General features: G+C 60.7%; 14 protein-coding genes. 5 read left to right on the top strand and 9 right to left on the bottom strand.

From position 1 onward, the window contains the following. Positions 1-104: 104 nt before the first annotated feature. The gene (locus tag ACSBQS_RS20570) at positions 105-2,033 is read left to right on the top strand and encodes a methyl-accepting chemotaxis protein (protein WP_047025983.1); all 1,929 of its coding nucleotides are present in this window, start codon (positions 105-107) and stop codon (positions 2,031-2,033) included. Positions 2,034-2,065: 32 nt separating this feature from the next. Here ACSBQS_RS20570 and ACSBQS_RS20565 read toward each other — a convergent pair whose 3' ends face one another. Next, positions 2,066-2,680 (bottom strand): histidine phosphatase family protein, encoded by a 615-nt coding sequence (locus ACSBQS_RS20565; RefSeq protein WP_031299772.1) that lies wholly within the window; start codon positions 2,678-2,680, stop codon positions 2,066-2,068. 135 nt (positions 2,681-2,815) lie between these two features. Here ACSBQS_RS20565 and yiiM point away from each other — a divergent pair, with 135 nt between their 5' ends. Both yiiM and ACSBQS_RS20555 read left to right on the top strand, forming a co-directional pair. Beyond that, a complete protein-coding gene (gene yiiM, locus ACSBQS_RS20560) occupies positions 2,816-3,487 on the top strand; it encodes a 6-hydroxyaminopurine reductase (protein ID WP_033645117.1) in 672 nt (223 codons plus the stop codon). A gap of 102 nt (positions 3,488-3,589) precedes the next feature. Further along, positions 3,590-4,369 carry a class I SAM-dependent methyltransferase gene (locus ACSBQS_RS20555; RefSeq protein ID WP_033652303.1) on the top strand — a complete coding sequence of 260 codons (780 nt, stop codon included), beginning with the start codon at positions 3,590-3,592 and terminating at the stop codon, positions 4,367-4,369. A gap of 11 nt (positions 4,370-4,380) precedes the next feature. Here ACSBQS_RS20555 and ACSBQS_RS20550 read toward each other — a convergent pair whose 3' ends face one another. Then, positions 4,381-4,743, bottom strand: a complete 363-nt coding sequence (locus ACSBQS_RS20550; protein ID WP_021504152.1) for a YibL family ribosome-associated protein — start codon at positions 4,741-4,743, stop codon at positions 4,381-4,383. A gap of 73 nt (positions 4,744-4,816) precedes the next feature. Then, on the bottom strand, positions 4,817-6,283 hold the full coding sequence (locus ACSBQS_RS20545) for a PLP-dependent aminotransferase family protein (protein WP_042783403.1): 1,467 nt from the start codon (positions 6,281-6,283) through the stop codon (positions 4,817-4,819). A 148-nt stretch (positions 6,284-6,431) separates the two neighbouring features. On the opposite strand from ACSBQS_RS20545, the gene ACSBQS_RS20540 reads away from it, so the two are divergent. Next, a complete protein-coding gene (locus ACSBQS_RS20540; RefSeq protein WP_033652305.1) occupies positions 6,432-7,040 on the top strand; it encodes a LysE family translocator in 609 nt (202 codons plus the stop codon). Here the strand turns inward: ACSBQS_RS20540 and ACSBQS_RS20535 are convergent. The 4 genes from ACSBQS_RS20535 to ACSBQS_RS20520 form a co-directional block, all read right to left on the bottom strand. Further along, complete coding sequence (locus ACSBQS_RS20535) at positions 7,037-7,588, bottom strand: MltR family transcriptional regulator (RefSeq protein WP_016929575.1); 552 nt, start codon at positions 7,586-7,588, stop codon at positions 7,037-7,039. The two genes, ACSBQS_RS20540 and ACSBQS_RS20535, sit on opposite strands and share 4 nt — an antisense overlap. Before the next feature lie 94 nt (positions 7,589-7,682). Beyond that, a complete protein-coding gene (locus ACSBQS_RS20530; RefSeq protein WP_434991324.1) occupies positions 7,683-8,828 on the bottom strand; it encodes a mannitol-1-phosphate 5-dehydrogenase in 1,146 nt (381 codons plus the stop codon). 58 nt (positions 8,829-8,886) lie between these two features. Continuing rightward, on the bottom strand, positions 8,887-10,806 hold the full coding sequence (locus ACSBQS_RS20525; RefSeq protein WP_042783401.1) for a PTS mannitol transporter subunit IICBA: 1,920 nt from the start codon (positions 10,804-10,806) through the stop codon (positions 8,887-8,889). Positions 10,807-11,348: 542 nt separating this feature from the next. Next, a complete protein-coding gene (locus tag ACSBQS_RS20520) occupies positions 11,349-12,068 on the bottom strand; it encodes a DUF3053 domain-containing protein (protein WP_342164482.1) in 720 nt (239 codons plus the stop codon). A gap of 217 nt (positions 12,069-12,285) precedes the next feature. On the opposite strand from ACSBQS_RS20520, the gene ACSBQS_RS20515 reads away from it, so the two are divergent. Beyond that, positions 12,286-13,290, top strand: a complete 1,005-nt coding sequence (locus tag ACSBQS_RS20515) for a Fic family protein (protein WP_342164484.1) — start codon at positions 12,286-12,288, stop codon at positions 13,288-13,290. Between the two features lie 40 nt (positions 13,291-13,330). Here the strand turns inward: ACSBQS_RS20515 and glyS are convergent, their stop codons facing one another. Together glyS and glyQ are read right to left on the bottom strand one after the other, a co-directional pair. Then, on the bottom strand, positions 13,331-15,400 hold the full coding sequence (gene glyS / locus ACSBQS_RS20510) for a glycine--tRNA ligase subunit beta (protein ID WP_042783397.1): 2,070 nt from the start codon (positions 15,398-15,400) through the stop codon (positions 13,331-13,333). A 9-nt stretch (positions 15,401-15,409) separates the two neighbouring features. After that, a complete protein-coding gene (glyQ, locus tag ACSBQS_RS20505; protein WP_004933966.1) occupies positions 15,410-16,327 on the bottom strand; it encodes a glycine--tRNA ligase subunit alpha in 918 nt (305 codons plus the stop codon). Between the last annotated feature and the right edge of the window lie 335 nt (positions 16,328-16,662).

Genomic DNA, 16,662 nt, shown 5'->3' with positions numbered 1-16,662 from the left:
GCCCGCCGCCGGCGGGTATTTTTTTGCCTGAAATCCGCTAAAGTTTGACCACTTCTTGCCGATGGTTTGTTCAATTGACGTTCGCCCGGAGAAGGAAAAACGCTATGGCGGCATTGCAAGCATTGGCAGGAAAGTTCACCCATCTCACCGTAGGTAAAAAGCTCGGCCTCGGCTTCGCGCTGTTGCTGCTGTTGGCGGTCGTCATCGCCGGCACCGGGGCGCAATACCTGCACATCATCGAATCCCGCGCCGATCGCATCGACTTCAGCAACCGGCTGAACGAGGAGATCAACCAGGCCAAATACAACCGCGCCATGTACGGCCAGACCTACCAGCCGGAGTATCTGCAGAACAACCGCGCCAATATCGATAACGCCGTCAAACTGATAGACCAGGGCCAGGCGTTGGACTGGGACGCCCAAAGCCGCAAGGATCTGCAGCGTCTGGTGACGCTGATTGGGGAATATCAGCAACAGCAAAAAATCTTTGAGCAGGCGGTCTCGGCGAAAGACGCGGTGCGCCAGAGCTGGAACATGTCGGAAGTGCAGGCCAGCCTGAGCCAGGTGGAGCGCCAGCTCACCAACGGCGATCTGCAGTTGGCCTTCATCCAGCTGAACCAGAAGCTGACCCAGGTGCGCTACGGCGCGCGCGGTCTGCTGCTGAGCCTGAACAAGGAAACCGAAGCGCCGCTGATGGCGGCCATCGACGACGCGCGCGACGCGGCCAACGCCTTGAGCCGCCGGGTCAGCGACGCGCAGCGCCCGCAGCTGCAACCGCTGCTGGCCGCCCTGGACGATTACAAAAACCGCATCGCTGCCTACCTGCCGGCCTATGAGCACGAGCAGCAGATCAGCCGACAGCTCGGTGAACGCGCGCATGAGATCGGCACGCTGGTGAACGCCTTTATGCAGGACGAACTGGCGCAGACGCGCAGCAACATCAACCTGGCGCAGCTGCAGATGGGCATCACTACCCTGATCGCGATTATCGCCGGAGTGCTTATCGCCTGGCGCATCACGCTGCAGATCACCCGTCCGCTGCAAAGCACGCTGGCGATGGCGGAACGCATCGCCGGCGGCGATCTGCGCCAGGCGCAGACCAGCACCCGCCGCGATGAGTTGGGGCAGTTGCTGAACGCGGTGGCGGCGATGAGCCAAAATCTGCGCACCATGATTGAGAAGATCCAGATGGGGGTCAGCCAGGTCTCCACCGCTTCCGCGGAAATCGCCGCCGGCAACACCGATCTCTCTTCCCGCACCGAGCAGCAGGCGGCGGCGGTCGAGGAAACCGCCGCCAGCATGGAACAGCTGACCGCCACAGTGAAACAGAACGCCGACAACGCCCATCACGCCAATCAGCTGGCCACCGACGCCTCGCAGACCGCGCAGCAGGGCGGCAAGCTGGTGGAGAACGTGGTCAGCACCATGCGCGATATTTCCAGCAGTTCGCAGCGTATCGCCGAAATTACCACCCTGATCAACGGTATTGCCTTCCAGACCAACATCCTGGCGCTCAACGCCGCGGTGGAAGCGGCGCGCGCCGGCGAACAGGGACGCGGCTTCTCGGTGGTCGCCAGCGAAGTGCGCAGCCTGGCGAGCCGCAGCGCCCAGGCGGCGAAGGAGATCGAAGGGCTGATCGCCGAATCGGTCAGCCGGGTGAAAACCGGCACCGAACTGGTGGAAAGCACCGGCAATACCATGGAGCAGATCGTCCGCTCGGTTACCCACGTGCGCGACATCATGGCCGAGATCGCCGCCGCCTCCGATGAACAGACGCGCGGCATCGCCCAGATTGGCCAGGCGATCGTCGAAATGGACCATACCACTCAGCAAAACGCCGCGCTGGTGGAAGAGTCCGCCGCCGCCGCCGATTCGCTGGAAGAGCAGGCCGACATGCTGTTGCAGAGCGTTTCGGTGTTCCGTTTGGCGGAGCAGACCGAACCCGCCGCCGTGAAAGCCGCCGCGCCGAAAGCGCCGGCCGTAAAACCCGCGGCCGCCAACGCCGCAGCGGAAGAGAACTGGACCACCTTCTGACGCCCTCAGGCGAGGAATAGCCGTTCCTCGCCCTATCTTTGTGGCAACAGGTGGGTCGCGACTCCCCAATTCAACAAGTTAAAACCAGAGGCGGTCGCATCAAGCATTGCGTAGCCGCAATTGCGATGACCGTATCTGCGGAGGTCCTCCTGCGGGTCGGCCCCTTTAAGCCACCAAATCAGTGCCTGCAGAGCATGGCCGTGCGTAACAACACCAAGCGTTTGATTTTGTCCATCGACAGCCAGATCGGACAGACAAGCCATCAGGCGCCAGGCAACCTCATAAGCATTCTCCCCTCCCGGAGCCGACGCCTCTGCCTTACCGGCAAAGAGGCACTGCGTCGCTTCAGGATAATCGCGCATGGCCTGCGCATAAGATAATCCTTCCAGTCGGCCAAAATCTTGCTCCTGCAAACGCTCATCCATTTGCACAGTGCAGCCACATCTCTCAGCCAACGTCTCCGCTGTCGTAAAAGCCCGGCCAGCCGGTGAACTGATCAACAAAGTGACCGATAACATTTGCAAGCGAGCGCCAAGCCCAGCGATTTGACGTCGCCCCTCTTCTGTCAGCGGACTGTCACTTCGCCCCTGAATAATCCCCGAGCGGTTCCATTCTGACTCCGCATGCCTCAATACAATGAAACGCATGGTTTTTTCTCGACGATAGATAAAAGCCTAAATATAGACAGGAAAAACACATCCTTCCGTACAGGTAAACGCCGGGTAGTGTACGGGAACAACTCAGGCTATGCTGAGCCCTCGACGCGAGACACGGAGGCGCACATGCATCACCCAGACGTTTACATCGGCAGCATCCAACCCTATGAAGGCGGGCGCCCCAGCGCCATCGCCAAACGCCAGGTGGATGGCGCCATTCGGCTCACGCCGCTCGGGCTGGAAGGCGACGAACAGGCCGAAAAAAGCTACCACGGCGGGCCGGACCGCGCGCTGTGTCACTACCCGCGCGAGCATTATGCCCACTGGCGCGAGCAGTTTCCGGCGCAGGCCGAGCAATTTTGCGCCCCGGCCTTCGGCGAGAATATCTCCACCGAAGGGCTGACCGAACACAATGTGTTTATGGGCGACATCTTCCGCTGGGGCGAGGCGCTTATCCAGGTCACCCAGCCGCGCTCGCCGTGCTTCAAGCTCAATTATCACTTCGCCATCGAGGACATTTCGGTGCTGATGCAGCAAAGCGGCCGCTGCGGCTGGCTGTATCGGGTGGTGTCGCCGGGCGCGGTCAGCGGCGATCGTCCGCTGGCGCTGGCGGCGCGCAACAGCGATGTGTCGGTGGCCGAAGCCATCGCCATCGCCTGGCACATGCCGTTCGATGCGGAACAGTATCGCCGCCTGTTGGCGGTGGCCGGCCTCTCCGCCAGCTGGAGCAAGACCATGCTCACTCGGCTCGCCGAAGGGCGCCTTGAGGATTTCAACCGCCGCCTGCTCGGCCATTGAAAGCGCGGGCGGAAAAATGAAAAACGTGCGCCGAATGCCGCGTTAACCCTTTTCTTCCGCCTATACTGTAGCCGCACGTTTTTTCAGCCAGGAGCCAGGTATATGACCACCCCGACCCATTCGATTCATCACGCCGCCGCCGAGGGCTATCAGGCCAATGCCGATCGCTATGTGAAAGGCCGGCCGGATTACCCGCCGGAAATCGCCGCCTGGCTGCGTGACGTCATCGGCCTGCACGCCGGCATGACGGTCATCGATCTCGGCGCCGGTACCGGCAAGTTCACCCCGCGCCTGCTGGAAACCGGCGCGCAGGTGATCGCCGTCGAACCGGTGCCGCAAATGCTGGAAAAACTGTCGGCGGCGCTGCCGCAGGTGAAAACGCTGGCGGGCACCGCCGACGCGATCCCGCTACCGGACGAGTCGGTGGATGCCGTGGTGTGCGCCCAGTCCTTCCACTGGTTCGCCACGCCGCAGGCGCTGGCGGAAATCCAGCGCATTCTCAAGCCCGGCGGCAAACTCGGCCTGGTGTGGAACATGCGCGATGCGCGCGTCGGTTGGGTGCGTAAACTGAATCAGATCGTCGATAGCCACGAAGGCGATGCGCCGCGTTTCTATACCGGCGAATGGCGCAAACTCTTCCCGTTCAAAGGCTTTGAACCGCTGCAGGAGCAGGTGTTTATGCTCGGCCACCGCGGCGCGGTGGAGGACGTGATCTACAACCGCGTGCGTTCAACCAGCTTTATCGCCGCGCTGCCGCAGCCGCAACAGGAGCAGGTTATCGATCGGTTGCGCCAACTGGTGGCGGAAGAAGAGGAACTGCGGGGCAAGGACACGGTCACCGTGCCCTATCAGACCAAGGCGTATTTCACCACCAAGGTCTGACGCCCGGGGATTCAGAACGCTTTCTTGGCGTAGCCGGTGACCGCTTTCAGGCCCATCTCGCGGCCCAGCGCGGTCATCGGGTGCACGACGATCAGCCCGCGCGCGCTTTTCTTCAGCGCGCCCATATCGGCCTGCTCTTTCTTGGTGATCTCGCGGCTGAACGGCAGCTGGCTCAGCTTCTGCGCTTCGGCGCTCAGCTTCTCGCCGCGCACGTTTTTCAGGCGCTCGATCTCCGTCGCCAGTTTCTCTTTCTCTTTGGTGTGCTGCGCGATCAACTCAGGGTTGCCCTGTTGGATCACGGTGGCGTCTTTGTGGTTCAAGGCGTCCAGCAGGTCGCTCAGGCGCTTGATCTCTGCCTTTTCTTTCTCTTTCATGGTCTCTGGCCCGTTGTGCCCAAAATGGCACGCTAATCAATGATACCGGCATTGTAGCAAAAGGCGCGCGCCGTTACCCGTCCTGCGCAATGCCGGGCGGCAGGCCGCTCATCTCGCAGGCCCTGGCGCCGAGCCGAGCCAGCGCCTGGGTGTAGCGCGCGTTGAACGGGTAGCAGCAGGAGAGCCGCAGCGCGTTGCGGTAGCGCCCGCTCGGGGAATACAGGGTGCCCGGCGTCAAACAGATCTGCTCCTCCAACAGCTGATGGAACAGCGCCACGCTGTCCACGCCGGGAGGGAATTCGACCCAGAACACGAAGCCGCCCGCCGGCTGCGTGGCCAGCGTGCCGCGCGGGAAATGCCGGGCGATCAGCGCCCTCGCCTCGTCGACCTGCGCCGCATAGCGCTTGCGCAGGTTGCGCAAATGGTGATCGTAGCCGCCGCTCTCCAGGAAGGTCGCCAGCGTTTCCGACAGCAGCTGCGACTCGGACATCGACGACACCGCCTTCAGCTTGCGCAACGCCTCGTGAAAACGGCCGCCGCAGATCCAGCCGACGCGAAAATCCGGCGCCAGCGTTTTGGTGAAGCTGGAGCAAAACAGCACCCAGCCGTCGCGATCGAACGCCTTCACCGCCGGCGACAGCGCGCCGCCAAACTGGATCTCGGCATACAGCCCATCTTCAATCAACGGCACCTGATGATCGTTCATCAACCGCGCCAGCCGCTTTTTCGCCGCCAGCGGCATGGTGCAACCCAGCGGGTTTTGCACCGTCGGCATGGCGATCACCGCATTCAGCCGCTTCTCGTTCAGCAGCAGCTCCAGCGCGTCCAGCGACAGCCCCAGCTGGGGATCGGTAGGGATTTCCAACGCTTTCAGCCCCAGGCTGGCCAGCAGCGGCAGCAGATAAAAGTAGGTCGGCGACTCCAGCCCGACGCAGTCGCCCGGTTTGGTGGTGACGCGCAGCGCCAGCTGCAGCGCCTCCATGCAGCCGTGGGTCAACACCACGTCGCCCGGCTCCAACAGCATGCCGAGCGTCATTGAGCGGCGGGCGATCTGCTGACGCAGCCGCAGGCTGCCGGGCGGCAACGGATATTGTCCGATCAGATCCGGCTGGCGGCGCAGTTGGGAAGACAGCATGCGCCCCAGTTTGCCGCCGGGATAGAAATCACTGGTCTGCGGGCAGGCCAGCGCAATGTTGGTGAAGGCTGGGTTCTGCTGGGCGGCGAACACCGTATCGATCAACGCCAGCACGTCGTCCGCCGGCGGCTCGATGCGGCCGCTGGGCGCCGAGGCCATCTTCAGCGCCGGCAGCGTGCTGCGGACATAAAACCCCGACTGCGGCCGCGCTTCGATCAGCCCGCGATCCTCCAGCGTGCGGTAAGCCGACACGACGGTATTGATGCTGACGCGATGGGTTTGCGCACAGCGCCGCACCGAAGGCAAGCGGTCGCCGGGCTGTAGCGTGCCGCGGCGAATGGCTTCGGCCAGCGTATCCGCCAGCTGCAGGTAACGGGTATCCGGGGTTTCATCGAGCAAGGTCACAGTTTCTCTCCAGGCAATGGGTACAGTTTACATTTCATACAACTGTAACCATGACAATATCCGATTTGTGATTCTGTCACCATCCCATCGCAGCGATTATGCTGATCCTCTCGTTATTACCGTCATTTTCACGTTCAAGGAACCTGCCATGCTGGACTCCGCCTTTGTCAGCTACGTCACCGTCATGTCGATCACTCCCGGCCCCAACAACCTGCTGCTGGCCTCGTCGGGCGTTAACTTCGGCCTGCGCCGCACCCTGCCGATGCTGTTCGGCATCTGCGTCGGTTGTGCGGTACAGCTGGCGATCATTATCCCGCTGCTGGCGCTGGCGCTGAGCTGGGCCGGCGTCATCCGCCTGCCGCTGGCGGTGATCGGCTGCGCCTATCTACTGTGGCTGTCATGGAAGCTGTTTCAGGCGGCCTCGCCGGACGCCAAAGAACAGGCGCAGCCGATGAGCCTGCTCAGCGGCGCGCTGTTTCAGGCGGTCAACCCCAAGGCCTGGCTGATGGTGATCAACGTGGCGATCCTGTTCACCCCGCGCGAAGGCGCCACTTTCGTCCATACGCTGTCTATCATCGCCGGTTTCGCGCTGCTGAACTTGCCGTGCGTGCTGCTGTGGGCGGTGTTGGGCGACCGGTTGCGCAACGCGCTGCGGGTCACCTGGAAACTGCGCGCCTTCAACGGCGTGATGTCCGGGCTGATGGCCGCCACCGCGCTGTGGTTGCTGTTCGACGAATGGCGCGCGGCCTTCGCTTAGCCGCGGCCGAGAGGAGAGAGTCGGGAAGGTTGTTTGGCGCCGATGCCGGCGATCAGGTCGGTAATGGACAGCACCATGGTGGAGCGCACCATCTGCTGATAGCGCTGGCGCTGCATGGCGATCAGCGCTTCATCCGCCTCGCCCGGCTGCAGGAAGGTCGGCACCGGCGGCAGCGCGGCCACGCAGTGCAGCTCGCCGAACGGCCCGAGGATTTCGTCGTCGACGAAGCGGTATTCCGAACCGTCGTGGTTCAGCTCTTCGCGCATCGCCATCAGCAGTTCGGCGTCTTCATATTCGTGGCGGGAGATCACCCCCAGCCCGTACATCAGCTTCAGGCGTACCGACAGCTCCCCCAGCGGGCCGCTGCCGGACAATAGCGGTTCGACGGCATATTTCACCGCATAGTCGTCCTTGCGGAATACCTGCACCACCAGCACGTTGAGCGCTTCCGCCAGCAGCTCTACCGCCGCGATCAGGAAGCTGCGCACCGTTTTGCCCGCGTTCAGCTTTTCCAGAACCTGGTTTTCAAATGCCTGTGCTTCTTCCATCGTCGCTTTTCGAAAGGCGTGGGGAGGGCCGTCGATGCCGAACTCGGGTTCCAGGAGCGCAGCAAGCTGCGCTCGGGTGTTCATCATCACGATTCTACTTGTGCATGGCGTTATACACAGCAACGGCCTCTTCTACAACCTCGCTTTCCGCCGGCAGGCCGGAAATTTGCGCCAGCGCGGCTTTCGGCCCGAGCGTGTTCAGCAGTTCCGCCAGTTCCTGCGCCTGCGGATCCTGTTCGCTGCGGTAGCTCATGGCGGCGGCGATGCCCTGGATCAGGTTGGCATGCGGCAGGCCGTATTCCAGCGTGCCCAGCAGCGGTTTGATCAGGCGATCGCCGGCGCTCAGTTTACGCAGCGGCTGGCGCCCTACGCGCTCGACGTCGTCGTGCAGATACGGATTTTCAAAGCGGCCGAGGATTTTGTTGATGTAGGCGGCATGCTTGTCGGCGTCGAAGCCGTAACGCTTGATCAGCACCGCGCCGCTCTCTTCCATCGCCCCTTTCACCACGCGGCGGATCGCCGGGTCGAGAATGGCGTCGCGAATGGTTTGCAGCCCGGCCCGTTGACCGAGGTAGGCGGTGATGGCGTGGCCGGTGTTGAGGGTGAACAGCTTGCGCTCGACGAACGCCATCAGGTTGTCGGTCAGTTCCATGCCGGCGATCGCCGGTGGCTGGCCTTTAAACTGCGTCTGATCGACGATCCATTCGCTGAAGGTTTCCACCGTCACTTCCAGCGGATCGCTGCTGTCCGCCGGCGGCACGATGCGGTCGACCGCCGAATCGACGAAGCCGACGTGCTGTTCAACCCATGCCTGCTCGTCCTGCGGCAGCGCGGCGAACACGTGCTGCTTCAGCTGGCTGGTGCCGCGCACCATGTTCTCGCAGGCGATGATGTTCAGCGGCTGCACATTGCCCTGCTGATGGCGCAGCACCAGCCCTTTGGCGATCGTGCCGGCGATTTTGGCGAGAATTTGCGGGCCAACGGCGGTGGTCACCAGATCCCCCTTGGCGATCAGCGCCACCGCCGCCTCGCTGCCGCTGTTGACGGCGCTGACGTTGTTGACGCGCTCCACGCGCTCTTGCTCGCCCACCACGTGCACCGAGTAGCTTTTTCGGCTGTTCAGCAGATCCAGCACCGTTTGATTGACGTCGGCGAAGGTCACCTCAACCCCCGCGTCCGCCAGCAGCTTGCCGATAAAACCACGGCCGATATTCCCTGCGCCAAAATGTAATGCTTTCATAACTCTACCTTCTTAATGTCGAAGGGTGCAGCAAGCTGCACCCTTTAAAATGATTCCGTTATCCGGCTTTTTTGCCGCCGAGCAGGTCCAGCACTTCCTGAACGCTGGTGGTATTCGCCAGCCGCTCGATCACGCTCTCGTCATCCAGCGCGTTGGTCAGGCTGGTGATCACCTGAATATGCTCGTTGTTGCGCGCGGCGATGCCGATCACCAGACGGGCCACTTCATCCTCTTCATCGCCGAAGCGCACGCCCTGTGGGTACTGACAGAACACCACGCCGGTGCGCAGCACCCGGTCCTTGGCCTCGATGGTGCCGTGCGGCACGGCGATCGATTCGCCCAGGTAGGTGGAGGTGAGCTTTTCGCGCTCCAGCATCGCCGGCACGTATTCCGCCTCGACGTAGCCGCCCTTCACCAGCTGCTCGCCGGCGAAGCGGATCGCCTGCTCTTTGTCGCTGGCCTGCAGGTTGAGGAACACGTTGCTCTCGCTCAGCTTGAACAGGTTCGGTTCCCCGGCTTCAAAGCTGTCGTCCAGCGCGCCCAGCACCTTCTGCTGGTTGTCGGTGGTTTTGTTGACCGCCACCAAACGCTCGACCAGATCGCTGTACAGCTTGCTGTCGAGGAAGTTGGTCAGCGAGATGTGCTGGGCCTGCGGCGCGTGGCGCATCGCGCGCTCGGTCAGATCGCGGTGGGTGATCACCAGATCCACGTCGTCCGGCAGGCTGTTGATGGCGCTGTTGGTCACCGAGATGTTCTTCAGCCCGGCGTCGGCCACTTTCTTGCGCAGCACCCCGGCGCCCATGGCGCTGGACCCCATGCCCGCATCGCAGGCGACGATGATTTTGCGCACGGTGCTCAGATCGCCGTCGACCGATGCCGGCGCCGCCGCGCCGCCTTTGGACTGCGATTTCATCTCTTGCATGCGACGGGTCGCGGCTTCCAGATCGTCATCCTCTTTCACCTTGGAGGTTTTCAGCAGGAAAGCGGATACCACGAAGGAGACGGCGAAGGCTGCGCATACCGCCGCAATGTTGGCGAAGTAAGCGCCTTTCGGCGTCATCGCCAGCACCGCCAAAATCGAACCCGGGGAAGCCGGAGAAACCAGGCCGCCGTTCAGCATCGTCAGGGTAAAGACGCCGGTCATGCCGCCCAGGATCACCGCCAGCAGCAAGCGTGGGTTCATCAGCACGTAGGGGAAGTAGATTTCGTGGATGCCGCCCAGGAAGTGAATGATCGCCGCACCGCCGGCGGATTGCTTGGCGCTGCCGCGGCCAAAGAACATGTAGGCCATCAGCACGCCCATGCCCGGACCTGGGTTGGCTTCTATCAGGAAGAACACCGATTTGCCGGCTTCCGTGGCCTGCTGAATACCCAGCGGCGAGAAGATGCCGTGGTTGATGGCGTTGTTCAGGAACAGGATTTTCGCCGGTTCCACGAAGATGGAGGCCAGTGGCAGCAGGTTGTTCGTCACCATCACGTGCACGCCCGCGGCCAACAGTTTGGAGAGCACCTCCACCAGCGGCCCGATGCCCAGGAAGGCCAGGATCGCCAGCAGCATGCCGATGATGCCGGCGGAGAAGTTGTTCACCAGCATTTCAAAGCCGCTTTTGATCTTGCCGTCCACCCAGCGATCGAAATGCTTGATGGCCCAACCGCCCAGCGGGCCGGCGATCATCGCGCCGAGGAACATCGGCATGTCGGCGCCGACGATGACGCCCATGGTGGTGATGGCGCCGACCACGCCGCCGCGATCGCCGCCCACCAGCCGCCCGCCGGTGTAGCCGATCAGCAGCGGCAGCAGGTAGGTGATCATCGGGCCGACCAGCTTGGCTAAGGTTTCATTCGGCAGCCAGCCGGTTGGAATGAATAGCGCGGTGATAATCCCCCAGGCGATAAAGGCGCCGATGTTGGGCATCACCATGTTGCTGAGGAAGCGGCCAAAGTTTTGCACTTTAACCTTGATGTCTGGTGAAAACATAAAACACACCCCTATTGTTACGCGCTGACAATAGAGCGCGTGATTATTGTTGTGACGATCCAGCCGTGTTGCCGCTGTATGCGAAACGGACTCTATCACGCTGTTTTTGTCACGCGAACTTCACGGATTTTTTGTGATACAAATCACACACAACACCCCAACAAACCCTCATTTATAGTGATTTAGATCACACTTATGACGTGTAAAAAAAGCACAGTGAGAAAAAAACCGCCTCAAAACCCACAATAAAGTGACATTGGTCACATTTTTGACTTGGCTGTTTGTTTTTAAATTGTGATGAAAATCACAATTTATTTTAGCTGCAGCGCCCGATCGCAACGCTCTGTTTGATCTTCCCTGTGAGCACTCATCCCGCCGGGAACTAGCGAAGTGATGAATGAAAGAAAACTACATTGCCTAATGAATGGATTAATTGAAGTGTAGTACAGAAGCCTGCGCAATAAGCCAGCAAGCGATTGGAAACGCTGAGGGGAAATAAAACAGGCCGGCAATGCCGGCCTGTTTCGCGCCTGGACGCGTTATTATTGCGTCACGCTTTGAATGGTTTTCTGCGCATTCATCAGGTTCTGCTGCTTAGCCACCAGATTCGACATCATGGTGTTGTATTGCGCCACCTGCTGCGCAGTGCGGAACTGCACGCCGTTGTTGTTGAAGCTGACCTGATTGCCCTGGCTCTGCAGGAAGTCGCCGACCTGCACCAGATCCTGCACAAAGCTGGCGGTAGTCGGGATCGCCGGCATCAAGGCGTTGGCCGGGGCGGTGACGATCTTGTCATAGGCCTGGTTGTACACCGCCTTCAGATCGTCAGGCTGCTTCAGCGCCGCGTGGGCAGTATCCGCCTGCGATTTGGCCGACTGGATCTGCTGGCCCAACAGGTTCAACGCCCCGACCGATTGCTGCAGCGCGTCGCGTTTGTTCAGGTAGTCCTGCGCGGTGCGGATCTGGTCAATCTGATCCAGCGCCGGGGTCAGGCTGGCGCCGACCGACTTGGACAACTGCTGCGAAAAGCCGACCAATATCGCGTAATCGCCGGCATAGTTGCCGAACTTCTGTTTCTGGTCTTCGCTCAGCGTGGGGATGTTTGCCCCGCTGCGCATCACGGTATTCTGTAAGTAATCGATAAATGCTTTGCGCTGTTCCGGCTCTTTATCGCCGCAGGCGGTCAATTGCATGACCACCAACAATGCCAATACCGGTGCCAACCAACGCGCGAAACCTCTGCTCTGGATCCCTACCGCCATGTGACATAACTCCTGTTATAAACCTGCTTTTTCATTGGACTCCGCCCCTTTTTCCGCACTCCGTGCGCCTATAAGAATAGATCAACTGGCGGCGTTCCGATACGCGATTCCACTTGCGGTGAACATTGTCTCAGCCGGGCGGTTGAAAACGGCGTACTGCACGTGCCATGCACGCATGGTACACTTTTCCAACGTTTATCGTCGGGCCAACTTGCTCATGTCCTCTTATCAGCCACCGTTGACCATCACGCCCTCCATTCTGCATCTGGCGACAGACGTCGGCGCCGCATTGGCCCGTTTGACGATACAAGCGGAACAAGAGCATGCATTGCGGCTAAGGCGCATCAATCGGATCCGCACTATTCAAGGTTCGTTGGCGATCGAAGGCAATACCCTGAGCGAAGAGCAGATCACCGCTATCATCGCAGGTAAGCGCGTCATCGCCCCTCCGCGTGACGTTCAGGAAGCGATGAATGCCATCCATTGCTATACCAACCTGAATCATTGGCATCCCGAAAATGAACGCGATCTGCTTGCCGCACATGGGATGTTGATGAACAGCTTACTGCCTGATGCTGGCCGCTATCGTCAAAGCGGCGTCGGCGTGATGAACGGCAATGTTGTGATCCATATGGCTCCGCCGGCGGAACGCATACCGTTGCTAATCCGTCAATTGCTCATCTGGCTGCAACAAACCGACCTGCCACCGCTGATCGGCTGCTGTGTATTTCACTATGAATTCGAATTTATCCATCCCTTTGCCGATGGAAACGGCCGTATGGGACGGTTGTGGCAAACGCTGATTTTGTCACGCTGGGATCCGTTGTTCGCCAACGTGCCGGTTGAGAGCCTGGTACATGATAACCAACCCGGATATTACCAGGCGCTGAATGCCAGCAACCAAAAGACCGATTGCTCACCCTTCGTTGAATTCATGCTGGAAATGATTCTAAAAGCGCTTGAGCTGAGCATTACCCCCCAAGTCACCCCCCAAGTCACCCCCCAAGTCACTGACTTGCTAGCGGCGCTGCAAGGGGAGATGTCGCGAGAAACGCTTCAGAATGTTCTACAGTTGCAAGATCGAAAATCTTTCCGCGAGCGCTATCTACAGCCGGCCTTGAATGCGGGTTGGATTGAAATGACGCTACCGGATAAACCCAAGAGCCGTTTACAACGCTATCGCTTGACCGCTGCCGGTATCAGACTGTTACGCCAACCATAAAAAAGGCGCCCGCAGGCGCCTTTTCACAGCAGAGAATCGCTTACTGCAGCACGGAGATATCCGCCACCTGCAGGAACAGCTCGCGCAGTTTGCTCAGCAGCGTCAGGCGGTTAACGCGCACTTCCGCATCGTCCGCCATCACCATCACGTTGTCGAAGAACGCATCCACCGGCTCACGCAGCGCGGCCAGTTCCACCAGCGCTTCCTGGTAGTTGCCCGCCGCGAAATACGGCTGCAGCTTGTCGCGCAGCACCACCAGGTGAGTCGCCAGCTGGATCTCCGCCGCATCCTTCAGCACCGAGGCGCGCACGCTGTCGTTCAGCGTTTCGCTAGACTTGGCCAGAATGTTGGAGACGCGTTTGTTGGCCGCAGCCAATGCCGCCGCCTCGTCCAGCGTACGGAAATGGGATACCGCCTTGACGCGCGCGTCGAAGTCGGCCGGTTTGGTCGGACGGCGCGCCAGCACCGCCTGAATGGTATCGACCGCGTGGCCTTCTTCCTGATACCAGGCACGGAAACGACCCAGCATGAATTCCACCACGTCGTCGACCACCTTGGCATTGGTCAACTTGCTGCCGTACAGGCGCACGGCCTCTTCGGTCAGAGTCTGCAGATCCAATGGCAGGTTTTTCTCGACGATGATGCGCAACACGCCCAGCGCGGCGCGGCGCAGCGCGAACGGGTCTTTATCGCCCTTCGGATGCTGCCCGATGCCGAAGATGCCGGCCAGGGTGTCCATCTTGTCGGCGATCGCCAGCGAGCAGGCCACCAGCGACTGCGGCAGCGCATCACCGGCGTAGCGCGGCTGATACTGCTCGTTCAGCGCAACGGCGACGTCTTCCGCCTCACCGTCGTGGCGCGCATAATGCATGCCCATCACGCCCTGGGTGTCGGTGAATTCGAACACCATGTTGGTCATCAGGTCACACTTCGACAACAGGCCAGCGCGGGTGGCGTGGTTGACGTCGGCGCCAATCTGGCCGGCAACCCAGCCCGCCAGCGCCTGGATGCGATCGGTTTTGTCGCGCAGGGTGCCCAGCTGCTGTTGGAACAGCACGGTTTCCAGGCGCGGCAGGTTGTCTTCCAGACGTTTTTTGCGGTCGGTGTTGAAGAAGAACTCGGCGTCGGCCAAACGCGGACGCACCACCTTCTCGTTGCCGGAGATGATCTGCTGCGGGTCTTTCGACTCGATGTTGGCCACGAAGATAAAGTTAGGCAGCAGTTTGCCTGCGGCGTCGTACACCGGGAAATACTTCTGGTCGCCCTTCATGGTGTACACCAGCGCTTCCGCCGGCACCGCCAGGAATTTCTCTTCGAATTTGGCGGTCAGCACCACCGGCCATTCCACCAGCGAGGCCACTTCTTCCAGCAGGCTGTCGCTCAGATCGGCCTTGCCGCCGATCTTCTGCGCCGCCAGTTCGGCGTCGCGTTTGATAAGGGCTTTGCGCGCTTCGTAGTCAGCGACCACTTTGCCGCGCTCCAGCAGGATCTGCGGATATTGGTCGGCATTGTCGAGGGTGAACTCGGCTTCGCCCATGAAGCGGTGGCCGCGCACGGTGCGCGCGGATTCGATGCCCAGCACGGTGCCCGGGATCAGATCGGCGCCCAGCAGCATCGTGACGGTGTGCACCGGACGCACGAACTGCACGTCGGAATCGCCCCAGCGCATCAGTTTCGGGATCGGCAGCTTGCCGAGCGCGGTGCTGACCATGCCGGCCAGCAGTTGTTGCGCCGACTGGCCTTTGACATGGGCGCGGTACATCAACCACTCGCCCTTGTCGGTCACCAGGCGCTCCGCCTGATCGACGGTGATGCCGCAGCCGCGCGCCCAGCCTTCGGCCGCTTTGCTCGGTTTGCCTTCGGCGTCGAACGCCTGAGCGATCGCCGGGCCGCGTTTTTCAATTTCGCGATCGGCCTGCGCCGCGCTCAGGTTGGCCACTTTCAGCGCCAGGCGGCGCGGTGCGGCGAACCAGCTCACGTCACCGTGTTCCAGGCCGGCGTTGTCCAGCTCGGCGGTGAAGTTGGCGGCGAAAGATTCCGCCAGGGAACGAAGAGCCTTCGGCGGCAGCTCTTCCGTGCCGATTTCCACCAGGAAAGTCTGTTGAGTCATGGCTGCCTCTTAGTTCTCGTTCTTCTTGTTGCACATCGGGAAGCCCAGCGCTTCGCGGGAAGCGTAGTAGGCTTCGGCAACGGCTTTGGTCAGCGTGCGGATGCGCAGAATGTAGCGTTGACGCTCGGTCACCGAAATCGCCTTGCGCGCGTCCAGCAGGTTGAAGGTATGGCCCGCCTTCAGGATGCGTTCGTAGGCCGGCAGCGGCAGCGGTTTTTCCAACGCCAGCAGCGATTGGGCTTCTTTCTCATACTGCTCGAAGCAGGAGAACAGGAAGTCGACGTCGGCGTATTCGAAGTTGTAGGTGGACTGCTCCACTTCGTTCTGATGGAACACGTCGCCGTAGGTGGTGACGCCCAGCGGGCCGTTGCTCCACACCAGATCGTACACGCTGTCCACACCCTGGATGTACATCGCCAGACGCTCCAGGCCATAGGTGATCTCGCCGGTCACCGGCTTGCACTCCAGGCCGCCGACCTGCTGGAAGTAGGTGAACTGCGTCACTTCCATGCCGTTCAGCCACACTTCCCAACCCAGGCCCCAGGCGCCGAGCGTCGGGTTTTCCCAGTTGTCTTCCACGAAGCGGATGTCGTGGATGGTCGGATCCAGACCCAGCTCTTTCAGCGAGCCCAGGTAAAGTTCCTGAATGTTGTCCGGCGATGGCTTAATCACCACCTGGAACTGATAGTAGTGCTGCAGACGGTTCGGGTTTTCGCCGTAGCGGCCGTCGGTCGGGCGACGGGATGGCTGCACATAAGCGGCGGCCATCGGCTCCGGCCCCAGTGCGCGCAGGCACGTCATCGGGTGTGAGGTTCCCGCGCCGACTTCCATGTCCAATGGTTGAACGATGGTGCAGCCCTGGCGCGCCCAATAATCCTGCAGTGTCAGGATCAGGCCCTGGAAGGTCTTGGTATCAAACTTTTGCATGTTGAATTCGCACGCGATACAAGTGGATTTATATGGAATGCGCCAGTATACCCTTTGACCGTAAGATATACAGCCAGAATCCGGCAACAAGTGCGAATCGGGGCGAGAAGCGCTGGATTTTCACCCGTCGGCCAAGAAAAACGTCGGCGACATCGGCGCCGCAGAGGGCGAGGTAACCGCACCGCCTTTCGCAGGCTCGGGTATCGGCTGGCTTTAGAGAAACGCCGATTCATCCCCCGCATGCTTCCACTACCGGCAGCTTGAGGCTTCTTCGACAAACAACAGGCGTGTTGAACAATATTCAAATAAGTGAATGGAATGAAAAAAAACATAAC

The organism is Serratia sp. H402Y (genome assembly GCF_051172415.1).
Taxonomy (GTDB): domain Bacteria; phylum Pseudomonadota; class Gammaproteobacteria; order Enterobacterales; family Enterobacteriaceae; genus Serratia; species Serratia ureilytica.
The sequence above is the reverse complement of the archived record's forward strand: the minus strand, read 5'-3'. Positions and strand labels throughout refer to the sequence as shown.

Coding starts and splice junctions, on each gene's coding strand:
- ACSBQS_RS20570 (WP_047025983.1), top strand. CDS start 105: ATGGCGGCATTGCAAGCATTGGCAGGAAAGTTCACCCATCTCACCGTA.
- ACSBQS_RS20565 (WP_031299772.1), bottom strand. CDS start 2,680: ATGCGTTTCATTGTATTGAGGCATGCGGAGTCAGAATGGAACCGCTCG.
- yiiM (WP_033645117.1), top strand. CDS start 2,816: ATGCATCACCCAGACGTTTACATCGGCAGCATCCAACCCTATGAAGGC.
- ACSBQS_RS20555 (WP_033652303.1), top strand. CDS start 3,590: ATGACCACCCCGACCCATTCGATTCATCACGCCGCCGCCGAGGGCTAT.
- ACSBQS_RS20550 (WP_021504152.1), bottom strand. CDS start 4,743: ATGAAAGAGAAAGAAAAGGCAGAGATCAAGCGCCTGAGCGACCTGCTG.
- ACSBQS_RS20540 (WP_033652305.1), top strand. CDS start 6,432: ATGCTGGACTCCGCCTTTGTCAGCTACGTCACCGTCATGTCGATCACT.
- ACSBQS_RS20535 (WP_016929575.1), bottom strand. CDS start 7,588: ATGGAAGAAGCACAGGCATTTGAAAACCAGGTTCTGGAAAAGCTGAAC.
- ACSBQS_RS20530 (WP_434991324.1), bottom strand. CDS start 8,828: ATGAAAGCATTACATTTTGGCGCAGGGAATATCGGCCGTGGTTTTATC.
- ACSBQS_RS20525 (WP_042783401.1), bottom strand. CDS start 10,806: ATGTTTTCACCAGACATCAAGGTTAAAGTGCAAAACTTTGGCCGCTTC.
- ACSBQS_RS20520 (WP_342164482.1), bottom strand. CDS start 12,068: ATGGCGGTAGGGATCCAGAGCAGAGGTTTCGCGCGTTGGTTGGCACCG.
- ACSBQS_RS20515 (WP_342164484.1), top strand. CDS start 12,286: ATGTCCTCTTATCAGCCACCGTTGACCATCACGCCCTCCATTCTGCAT.
- glyS (WP_042783397.1), bottom strand. CDS start 15,400: ATGACTCAACAGACTTTCCTGGTGGAAATCGGCACGGAAGAGCTGCCG.
- glyQ (WP_004933966.1), bottom strand. CDS start 16,327: ATGCAAAAGTTTGATACCAAGACCTTCCAGGGCCTGATCCTGACACTG.